We start from the raw sequence: 10,417 nt of genomic DNA, 5'->3' as shown, positions 1-10,417 counted from the left end.
GGTGGGCGGGTGCGGGCTCATGCCCGTAAAGTCCGCCTAAAATGTTAAGGCGACGCTACCCTGTCCGCCATTTCTCGGAGAATGCTTGGCATCCAACAACTGTCGGGTTTGTCGACTCTGTGACACGGTGCTGTGTGTCCGGCGTCTTGCTGCACTCTCATGGGAGCTATTGAATACGCTGCCGAACATTTCTTCTGAGGCTCTTTCTGCGCAGTTGGCACGACTTTTGAAGTTCCCTCGTCGCGGGCAGGAACTGCCGACCGGCATTCATGGCGTGACTGATATGCGATCGCTGAAACGAGGAAAGGAAAGCAACATGTCAGGGCAGCACAATCAACTTAAGCCGACAAGCGCTCGTCCAATCCGCACACCTGCAGAGCTGGTCGAGACTGGCCTCGTTACGGCTGAAGACCTTGCTAGTAGTATCGACGCCGTGGCCGAGCGCTATGCCATCGGGATCAGCCCCGCCATCGCCGCGCTGATCGACCGGAACGATCCGAAGGATCCGATCGCGCGCCAGTTCGTGCCGGATGCGGCCGAGCTAAATGTGGCGCCCGAGGAGCGCGAGGATCCCATCGGCGATCTCGCGCACAGTCCTGTCGAAGGGATCGTGCATCGTTATCCCGACCGTGTCCTGCTCAAGGCCGTGCATGTCTGCCCGGTCTATTGCCGCTTCTGCTTCCGCCGCGAAATGGTCGGTCCGCAGGGGCTCGGCACCCTCTCGCCCGAGGCCATGGACGAGTCGTTTGCCTATATCGCCAATCACCCGGAAATCTGGGAGGTGATCCTCACCGGTGGGGAACCGCTCATGCTCTCACCCCGCCGCCTCGGGGAAATCATGCAGCGGCTGCATGCCATCGATCACGTGAAGATCGTCCGCTTCCACACCCGTGTTCCCGTGGTCGAGCCGGAACGGATCAACGAGGCTTTAATTACCGCCATGAAGGCGGGCGGCAAGACGGCCTATATAGCCCTCCATGCCAATCATCCGCGCGAGTTGGCGCCTGCGGCTCGCGAGGCTTGCGCCCGTCTCGTCGATTCGGGCATCGTGATGGTCAGCCAGTCGGTTCTGCTCAAGGGCGTCAACGACGATCCCGACACGCTGGCGGCGCTCATGCGCGCTTTCGTGGAAGCGAGGGTAAAACCTTATTACCTTCACCACCCGGACCTCGCCCCTGGCACGAGCCATTTCCGCCTCTCCATTGAGGAAGGCCGCGCCCTCGTGGCAGGCCTGCGCGGTCGAATCTCGGGGCTTTGCCAGCCAACCTACATCCTCGACATACCGGGCGGGCACGGGAAGGTGGTGATCGGATCGGATGCCATTCAGCAAGAGGATGCAGGTTGCTATAGGGTCTGCGACTTCAAGGGCGGCGGGCACGCCTATCCGCCTTCGGATTAACATAATCCAATTCAAGCACCACCGATCCTTATGTGGACGGCTTCCTCCTCGCAAAAGTGTTGGGCAGTACTCTGATCGAATCGCTTGCGCCCATGTTGGGATAGACGGCCCCTGAACGTGCGCAGGTGGTTCCACTCCAGCTTCCAGAGAAACGCTCTTCGTAAGGGATCGCCATAAAATCAATCAATGATCATGATTACGTTTATCTGTTTGCGTTATGTGCTGGGAGCGGTCAAGTTCGCCAACGAAGCAGATTCCAACCGCAAAGCGACTCTAGGGTACTGTCTGGACAGGGAGGTCAGCACCGGGAACGGCATTCCGCCATCCGGGCTGCGCTTTCCAAAGTCAACAGCGCGAAACCAACGCTTTGGCGCAAGGCGATCTGTTCGAAATATTCGCGAACCCGGCCCCTGCCGCAGATGCGAGTCGGCAAGAAAGATGGGATGATCTGCATGACACTGCCCGACAAGCGCGGCGCGATCGAAGAGGCCATCTCTGCAATAGGGGACGGCGCCTCGGTCATGCTCGGCGGCTTCGGCGTGCCCGGAACGCCCTTCTGCCTGATCCGTGAGCTGGTTAGGCAGGGCCCCCGCAATCTGATAATCATCAAGAACGACGCCAATGAAGCAGGAATGGGCGTCGATTGGTTGCTGGAAAATGGCCAGGTGGCCAGGCTGGTAACCAGTCATATCGGCCTCAACCCGACCGCCATGCGCATGATGAACGAGGGTGCGATCGAGGTGCAGTTCGTCCCACAGGGCATTTTGGCCGAGCGCATCCGAGTGGCCGGGGCCGGAATGATGGGTTTCGTCACCGACATAGGCCTTGGCACTCCCGACGAGGAAGGCAAGCAGCGAATTGCCATAGAGGGCAGGACGGGCCTTCTCGAGACGGCGCTGCGGGCCGATTTCGCGTTGATCCATGCCCACAAGGCCGATGCTTTCGGCAATCTCTCCTTCTCGGCCTCGGCGCGCAACTTCAATCCGCTGATGGCCATGGCCGCGCGCCAAACCATCGTCGAGGCCGAGCGGATCGTGCCTCTCGGCGCGCTCCCTCCCGAGAATGTCCACCTGTCCGGAACCTTTGTCGACACGGTGGTCGAATTGACTGAATTGCCGGAGGTCTACGGTGTTGTCCAACGCTAAAGAACGGATGCTCAAGCGCGCAGCTGCCGACATCCTGCCCGGCATGACTGTCAATCTGGGCATCGGCCTGCCGACCGAGGTGCTGCAATATGTGGTCCCCGGCACGCCGGTCTGTTTGCATTCGGAGAACGGGATCGCCGGCGTCGGACCCGTGGTGTCGCCCGACAAGGCTGACCGCAATCTGATCGACGCTGGCGGCGCCTATGTCTCCACCATACCCGGCACGGCATTCTTCGACAGCGCCGTCAGCTTCGCGATCGTGCGCTCCGGCCGCCTCGATCTGACCTTGCTGGGGGCCTTCGAGGTCGCGGCGAACGGCGATCTGGCGAACTGGAAGATCCCTGGCAAATTCTCGCCGGGCATGGGCGGCGCGATCGAACTGGCGCAAAAGGCGCGGCGGGTGGGCGTCATCATGACGCACACGGATCGCAAGGGCAACCCGAAGATCCTCGCACAATGTACCCTGCCCTTAACCGCCAAAGGCCATGTGAAGCGGATCTATACCGATATGGCGGTCTTCGACATCACCGCCAAGGGCCTGCATCTGCGCGAAATCGCCGAAGGCATCGGCTTTGCCGAGCTTCGTGCCGCCACCGGCGCCCCCTTCCATATCCCCGACCAGGATTTGCCGAGGTTCTAGATGGACAGGACTGCCATCCTTCATGCTGTCGATGAACTCTTCGACCGCGAGCTGGAATTTCTGACCGAACTGGTGCGCCATCCGTCGACACGGGGGGCCGAGCAATCGGCACAGGACTTCGTGGAGAGTGAGTTGTCTGGTCTCGGTTATGAAGTCGACCGCTGGCAAATCGATGTGAAGGAGATCGCGAACATGCCCGGCTTCTCGCCGGTGATCGGCAATTATGAGAACGCCGTGAACGTGGTGGGCAGCCTACGCAGTCGGACCGGCAGCGGACGCAGCCTGATCCTTAACGGCCATATCGACGTGGTGCCGACCGGCCCGCTGGACATTTGGGAACGCGCGCCCTTCGCCCCCCATATCGATGGCGACTGGATGTATGGCCGCGGCGCGGGTGACATGAAGGCTGGGTTGGCCTCGAACCTCTTTGCAATCGAGGCGTTGAAGCATCTCGGCCTGCGCCCCGCCGCCGACGTGTTCTTTCAGTCTGTTGTGGAGGAGGAATGCACCGGCAATGGCGCGCTGGCGTGCTTGCAGCGCGGCTATCGCGCTGATGCAGTTTTGATTCCGGAGCCCTTTGCCGAAAGGCTCGTGTCCTCGCAGGTTGGGGTCATCTGGTTTCAGGTGCGCCTGAAGGGTCTGCCGACCCATGTCGCCTATGCCGGTTCGGGCGCCAACGCCATCGAAGCGGCCATCCCCCTGTTCGAGGCGCTGCACCTGCTGGAGCGGCGGATGAACGCACCGGAATGCCGTCATCACGACTATGCCGGCCACAGCCATGCGCTCAACCTAAACATCGGCAAGATCGAAGGCGGCGACTGGGCCAGTTCCGTCCCCGCCTGGTGTGTTTTCGATGTGCGCATGGGGGTATTCCCCGGCCAGAACCTCGATGACGTGCGCCATATGATCGAAGAAACCATCTTCGATGCGGCCCGCAACCATCCCTTCCTCGCCAGGACCTGCCCCGAAGTTGTCTATAATGGCTTCGCCGCTGAGGGCTATTCCTTCAAGGATGACCAGAGTGCAGCGGCGCGCGCGGCGCTGGCCGCGCTCGACCGCGCCCACAGCCTTGTCGTCGGTAAGCCCCTTGAGCATGAGGCGATCACCGCCACGACCGATGCCCGCTTCTTCGGCCTCTACGCGGACACCCCAGCGCTCGTCTATGGCCCGCGCGCCGAGGCGATCCACGGGTTCAACGAGCGTGTCGATCTCGAATCCGTGCGCCGCATCACCCAATCGACCGCCCTGTTCATCGCCGACTGGTGCGGCCTGGAGGAAGCATAACCCATGCGCGACGCCGTCTTCGTTTCCACCGCCCGAACCCCGATTGGCAAGGCCTATCGCGGTGCTTTCAATGCCACGCAAGGGCCGGTCCTGGCGGCCCATGCTGTGCGCGCCGCCTTGGCCCGTGCCGGCCTGGAGGGCGGAGAAGTGCAGGATTTCACATTGGGCTGCGCCCTTACTCAGGGGACCAGCGGCATCAATGTCGCCCGCCATACCGTTTTCGCTGCTGGCCTTCCCGACGGCGTGGCCGCCGCGACCATCGACCGGCAATGCGCATCCGGCCTATCGGCGATTGCAACGGCAGCCAACCAGATCCGCTCCGGTGACTGCAATATCGCTCTGGCCGGCGGCATGGACAGCATCTCGCTGGTGCAGAACGACGATTGGAATGGAACGCATTACCGCATCGCCGGTGTGCGCAAGGACTATTACATGCCCATGCTGGCCACGGCCGATCTGGTCGCACGCAAATATCGCGTCACTCGTGCGGCGCAGGATGAATATGCGCTGGTCAGCCAGAAGCGCACCGCCGCCGCGCAGGAAGCGGGACGCTTCGCAGACGAGATTGTCCCCTTCGAAACGGTGAAGGTCGAAAAGAACCGCGACACCAGCGCAGAGAGCCGGATCACCGTCACGCTTTCGCGCGATGAGTGCAACCGCCCCGACACCAGTCTCGCGGGCCTTTCCGGACTGATCCCTGTCATGGGAGAGGACTCCACCGTAACCGCAGGCAACTCTTCGCAGCTTTCGGATGGAGCTTCGGCCTGCGTCCTGATGTCGGCTGACGAGGCTTCCCGGCGGGGGCTTGCGCTGCTCGGTCTGTTTCGTGGCATGTTGACCGTTGGGTGCGCGCCCGAGGAAATGGGCATCGGCCCCGCGCTGGCTATTCCGTCCCTGCTCGAGCGCCACGGCCTTTCGCTCGACGACATCGACCTCTTCGAGATCAACGAGGCCTTTGCCGCGCAACTGGTCTATTGCCGCGATCGGCTCGGACTCGATCCGGAGAAGCTGAACGTCAATGGCGGCGCGATCTCGATCGGCCATCCCTACGGGATGAGCGGGTCGCGCCTGGTCGGCCACGCGCTGCTGGAAGGACGCCGGCGTGGCGCGCGCTTCGCAGTGGTGAGCATGTGCGTAGGCTGGGGCATGGGGGCCGCGGCACTGCTTGAGGTCGCTACCTGAGCAAATCCGGCATTTCTCGCGGCTGCTCCTGGCGACCGCAGCAGAAGGATCATGATGATGTCTGGATTGTCATTCCGGGTGGCCGAATGCGAAGATTGCGATGAGATCCTGCTGGCGCTTCGGTTGCTGGCTGAGTCCCTCGGCGTTCCCGCGCGCTTGAAAAGCACCAGGGAAGATATCGAAACCGCCGGGTTCGGGCCCCGGCGCGAGTTTAGTGTGATGCTGGCCGAGGTCGACGGCAAGATCGCCGCCATTTGCCTCTACTTCCCGATGTTTTCTTCTTGGATGGGCAAGCCGGGCCTGTACATCCAGGACCTGTTCGTCCAAGAGGAATTCCGAAGCGCCCGGATTGGTGAAAAGCTGCTGCGCCACGTCGCCTCGGCCGCTAGCAATGACGGTTACCACTATCTCCGCCTGACCGTCGATCATGGCAATCAGGCGGGTGCTCGCTTCTATCTTCGGCATGGATTCGAACCGGCGAACGATGAGACTAGCTACAGGCTTTATGGCCCGGCATTCGAGAAGTTCTGTCGCAGCGGGAACTAAACGCCACTCTCGAGGCTGCATGGATGCGTCATGCCAGTTTTTTGACTTGTTTCGGAAAAGATACTGCTGTCGAACTTCTCATCCTGGCGTGGGAGCCATCATCAGCTTGGTAGATGCGGATTGACGGGGTTGCGCAAGTGGTATGCCACCAATCGAAGCACCAATGCGGACGAGGTTCATGGCAGCCGCCGTCAGCACGTGTTGTAAATGCGTTTTGGCGAGACCGATATAGTTCAAGCACCGCAGATGCAGGGACCTGGACGCCCGATGATGAGAGTGGAACAAACTTGAGGTAACGTGCACCTGATCATAAGCGCTTTGACGGCGGTGCCAAAGAAGCGCGCAATGACAGTGAAGGATTGGGCGATCTGTGTCGAGACGAGGCGGCCTGATGATATTGCGCGGCAATTTGGATTGGGAGTGCGCGGCAATCAAGACGTCATCGATGCGGTGGAGGAATCGCATCTGTCAGAGGCTGCTCGAGCTGGTCGACGCTGCGGCGTGAGTACGCGCTGCCATACTCCGAACCTAACAGCCTTAAAAACAAATGAGTGGAATCAGGAGGTTCTGATTCCTTCGGATTTGCTTAGGTTTCGATAAAGATCATAATGAATGGCATGGGCTGATTTCACCGGTCGCCAGTATGTGCGACGGACACTGCGTTATACAACCGACGTGACCGATCGCGAATGGCGTTGATCGCGCCTTTCATGCCTGCAGCCCGTAAACTTGGCAGGACGTGGTTGCGCGATATTGTCAACGCACTTCATTATCGGCAAGACCTCGGTTTCGCCCTATTCGCTGCGGGCACGGGAGGCGGGGCTGTCGAGCTGGCCGTTAGCGCGGGGCTACGACGACGATGCGGCCCTGGAACGGTGGTCTGTTTCACCGAAGGGGCCGCCCGCCGCATGACCTGAGCGAACCAGACGGGCGCTGATTGCCCGGAGCAGAAGCGCAAGGGGTGACGCTGACGCTTCAGACGTTTCGCAAACGACATGCGGCAGGCGCGGTGATGCAGACCGCCGGCGCCTGCGCGAGGCTGGATCGACGACTTGGCTTTCTATCCCGCTCGCCTTCAGCACACGATCGATCCAGAAGCCGTCAAGTCCGGCTTCCTGAATGCTCACGATCGGAACCTGATTGCCCCACGAGATCGCACATTCTCCTGGGGCTGAGCAAAACGATCCAGTAGTGCCGTCACATCGCCGCCGACCACAGAGGGCTTGCGACATCTTCTCGCCGTTTCCCGGCGACAACGACGTGATCAGCCACGTTGAGCGAGTGAGTTCCAACGATACGAAAATTGCGGCAAGGTAGGTACGGATAGCGGTCGGCGCATGCGGTTGGAAGTTCCAGCTTCCATGACGGCGTCTCCTATGAGGTGAGTGTTGCTCCCCATAGGATATTGGCCGCATCAATTCAGGTCCAGCGGCCAGATCGGCCGCCTGAGCTTGCTCCACGGAAACTGCTTGAAATCAAGCGAGCAGATCCCACCGGCATCGACATAGATGAGCCCCCGCGCAATTGGCTCGAAATCGACGCGGAAATGGTTCATCGCTTTGCAGGCGAGAATATTCATGCGCTCCGGCTCAATGCCATAAATGAGAAACTGCTCGCGGTCGTCGATCTGCATGGGGTAACTGGCGACGATGATCTGAATGCCGTCGAGATCGAGGCGGAAGCTCGGGCCCATATTGGCCTTGGTGCCAGTCATGTACTTACCCTTGCGGACATAGATCCCATCGGAGACGGCGCCCGCCGTGCCGGTCAGCCGGATTGGCGCGCCGCCGAAGCGAGGGTCCTTCTTGCCACCGAGGTCCACCGTGACCGTCGCGCCGACTCCCGCTTTGAGTCCGGCGGCGACGGAGTCCGGATCGGCGATGGTGCCGACCGCAACGCCCTTGATGCCCGCTGCTAGCAGGGCGCGAACCAAATTGGTGGCATCGCCATATGCGCCGCCGCCGGGATTGTCGGTATAGTCGCCGATCAGCAGCGGCCCAGAGCCGGCTGGAGCTGCCTCGCGGGCGATGCGGATGGTTTCGTCCATGGGCAGCAGCCGAACTGTTTCGCGGCCCCGGCTATCCCAGATAAAATCGGCGAACCGTTCGGCGACCTCTCGGTATTCCGGCCGCACTCCATCGCCGGTGACCAACACCGTGGGTCCGGTGAACGGCACGTCGGCCCAGACGAAGCCGGCGTTTACGCCGATATCGAGCACGCCCGGCGTCTGCGCCTCGGCCTCGCGCACCTGCACCAGCATCTCGACCATCGCCCCATGCCCGGCAATCGTACGGCCGTGGTCCAGCCCGCTCAGGACCAAGCGATTCGCCAGCGTGACGCTTGGCTTGATCTCGCCAAGCATGGTCCGTTGCAGCAGCCGGCCGGCACGCTCGGCGGTCTCGTACAAGTCGATATGCGGTGTCGTGCGGTAGGTCGTGATGATGTCAGCCAGGCGCGCCATGTCTTCGGTCGCGTTGGCATGCAGGTCTAGGGTCACGGCAATGGGTACTTCGCGCCCGACGACGGCCCGTACTTGTCGGAGGATCTCCCCTTCGGCGTCATCGTGACTCTCGGTGACCATGGCGCCGTGCAGCGGCAGTATTACGCCGTGCACCGGCATCGCCCGTTGGAGCGCGCGGGTGATGATCCCCATCATGTGATCAAAGGCTTGGTCAGTGACTTTCCCCCCGCGTCACCGATGGCGGCGACCGGACCCTCGAGGCGCCAGCCGAACTCATCGGCAAGATCGAGTATGGCGCCCCATTCGCTGCACGTCCCGCGCATCGCGCCGTCTATCGCGTCAGCCTCGAGAATTGGGCGTTTCGCAAGTCATCCAGCGTGGTCGGTATAATGTTGAAGGTATGGCTCTCGTGCGAAATCGTGGCGGCGAAAACGGTAAGAGACAATTGGTCAACTCCCTTTGGCATCTTGAGGCTGTTCGCGTGAACGGGCCTCTTCTGCTTTGTTGGCCAACTTGACTCATCACCGCACATAGCACAAACAGATAGTCGTAATCATGACCATTGATTGGATTAATGGTGCGGCCGTACGAAGAGCGTTTTCCCTGGAGGCTTGACTGGAACCTGCTGCGCACCTTCACGGTGGTCGTCGAACAGGGCGGTATCACGCGGGCGGCGGAGTTTATGAACCTCACCCAGCCTACTATCAGCAGTGCGCTGAAACGGCTGGAAGAGACCACGGAGAAGCGGCTGCTCCATCGCCGGCCCGGTCATTTCGCGCTGACCCCGGCGGGTGAGACGCTTTATCGCGAAAGCTGCATGCTTTTCGGCTCGATCTCACGGCTGCCGGGTCTGATGGCGGCGACGGAGACCGTTGTCACCGGCCATGTTGCAATCGCCATGACCAGCCATGTGGTCTGCCCGCATTTCGATGAGGCAATGGCGCGCTTCAACACAGCCTATCCCGAGGTGACCTATTCGATCTCGATCACCGACAGCGCCGAGGTCCTGAGCCGGTTACGGCAGGACCAGGCGTCGGTAGGCCTGTGCCTGATGCGCGAGGACGATCCCATGCTGGACAGCCGCGTCCTGTTCCGGGAGTTCTTCGGCCTGTTCTGCGGTCCGCCGCACAGGCTGTTCGGCCGATCGGACATCGGGATCGAGAATGTGTCCGGCGAACGCTCGGTGTCGTTCCAGACCGAACTCGAGAACGGGCCGCTCTATCTGGTGCGCCAGTTGCGCGAGCGGGTCAATCTGCACTCCGAGCCGCACGGCCTCTCGGCCAATCTGCCCGAGGTGCGGCGAATGATCATCACCGGGATGGGCATTGGAGCGCTGCCAGTGCATATCGCCTGGCGCGACGTCGATGTCGGACTCCTGTGGCAGGTGCCGCCGAAGGACCATCTGCCTGCGGTCGAGGTCCATTTCGTGATGAACCCCCGCCGCAGCCTGAACCCGGCCGAGACCGCCTTCGTGCGGACGATCCATGAGATGATCGCGCAGACCTCGTTGGAGGAGCGAACCTATCTGTAGGGCGACAATCTGGGTTGTCGCGCTGCACCTATCGGTAGCGGGCTCAGTCCGTCGCCTCGCGGAACCTCATCGCCTCAAGCAAGAATTCGCCCGCGTTGTGGATCTCCTCGACGAGGAAGTCGCGCGCTAGATCGGGCTGGCCCTGACGCAGGGCGTCCATGATTTCCTTGTGCCTGTGCGGCGCCCGGCCGAGCGAGCTTCCTAGCAGCGCCCAGCGCGCCTCCCAGAA

The 10,417-nt window shown here is 61.5% G+C and carries 8 protein-coding genes and 5 pseudogenes; 9 read left to right on the top strand and 4 right to left on the bottom strand.

Annotated elements, in window-relative coordinates; genetic code table 11:
* Window positions 1-316 precede the first annotated feature (316 nt).
* The 6 genes from AC07FD_RS32830 to AC07FD_RS32805 all read left to right on the top strand — a co-directional run bounded on the left by AC07FD_RS32830 (window position 317) and on the right by AC07FD_RS32805 (window position 6,196).
* Window positions 317-1,399, top strand: a complete 1,083-nt coding sequence (locus AC07FD_RS32830) for a lysine-2,3-aminomutase-like protein (protein ID WP_478353226.1) — start codon at window positions 317-319, stop codon at window positions 1,397-1,399.
* Between the two features lie 443 nt (window positions 1,400-1,842).
* Entirely contained in the window at window positions 1,843-2,544 is a 702-nt protein-coding gene (locus AC07FD_RS32825; RefSeq protein ID WP_478353224.1) for a CoA transferase subunit A, read from the top strand.
* Entirely contained in the window at window positions 2,528-3,184 is a 657-nt protein-coding gene (locus AC07FD_RS32820) for a 3-oxoacid CoA-transferase subunit B (RefSeq protein ID WP_478353223.1), read from the top strand. The genes AC07FD_RS32825 and AC07FD_RS32820 overlap by 17 nt, the downstream gene beginning before the upstream one ends.
* Complete coding sequence (locus AC07FD_RS32815) at window positions 3,185-4,468, top strand: ArgE/DapE family deacylase (RefSeq protein WP_478353222.1); 1,284 nt, start codon at window positions 3,185-3,187, stop codon at window positions 4,466-4,468. It abuts the gene before it with no gap.
* Between the two features lie 3 nt (window positions 4,469-4,471).
* Complete coding sequence (locus AC07FD_RS32810) at window positions 4,472-5,650, top strand: thiolase family protein (protein WP_478353221.1); 1,179 nt, start codon at window positions 4,472-4,474, stop codon at window positions 5,648-5,650.
* 54 nt (window positions 5,651-5,704) lie between these two features.
* On the top strand, window positions 5,705-6,196 hold the full coding sequence (locus AC07FD_RS32805) for an N-acetyltransferase family protein (RefSeq protein ID WP_478353225.1): 492 nt from the start codon (window positions 5,705-5,707) through the stop codon (window positions 6,194-6,196).
* 78 nt (window positions 6,197-6,274) lie between these two features.
* Here the strand turns inward: AC07FD_RS32805 and AC07FD_RS32800 are convergent.
* Window positions 6,275-6,454 (bottom strand): annotated as a pseudogene (locus AC07FD_RS32800) (IS5/IS1182 family transposase); the annotation flags it as partial.
* 354 nt (window positions 6,455-6,808) lie between these two features.
* Here AC07FD_RS32800 and AC07FD_RS32795 point away from each other — a divergent pair.
* A pseudogene (locus AC07FD_RS32795) lies at window positions 6,809-6,984 on the top strand (transposase); the annotation flags it as partial.
* Window positions 6,968-7,172, top strand: a pseudogene (locus AC07FD_RS32790) (IS21 family transposase); the annotation flags it as partial. The pseudogenes AC07FD_RS32795 and AC07FD_RS32790, both read left to right, overlap by 17 nt.
* Before the next feature lie 25 nt (window positions 7,173-7,197).
* On the opposite strand, the pseudogene AC07FD_RS32785 reads toward AC07FD_RS32790, so the two are convergent.
* Both AC07FD_RS32785 and AC07FD_RS32780 read right to left on the bottom strand, forming a co-directional pair.
* Window positions 7,198-7,521, bottom strand: a pseudogene (locus AC07FD_RS32785) (IS110 family transposase); the annotation flags it as partial.
* A gap of 89 nt (window positions 7,522-7,610) precedes the next feature.
* Entirely contained in the window at window positions 7,611-8,849 is a 1,239-nt protein-coding gene (locus tag AC07FD_RS32780) for a M81 family metallopeptidase (RefSeq protein ID WP_478353220.1), read from the bottom strand.
* A 382-nt stretch (window positions 8,850-9,231) separates the two neighbouring features.
* Here AC07FD_RS32780 and AC07FD_RS32775 point away from each other — a divergent pair, with 382 nt between their 5' ends.
* Entirely contained in the window at window positions 9,232-10,188 is a 957-nt protein-coding gene (locus tag AC07FD_RS32775) for a LysR family transcriptional regulator (protein ID WP_478353219.1), read from the top strand.
* A 43-nt stretch (window positions 10,189-10,231) separates the two neighbouring features.
* Here AC07FD_RS32775 and AC07FD_RS32770 read toward each other — a convergent pair.
* A pseudogene (locus tag AC07FD_RS32770) lies at window positions 10,232-10,417 on the bottom strand (GntR family transcriptional regulator); the annotation flags it as partial.

The sequence above is a fragment of the Mesorhizobium waitakense genome, assembly GCF_056431085.1.
This window is presented reverse-complemented; position numbering and strand designations above follow the sequence as displayed.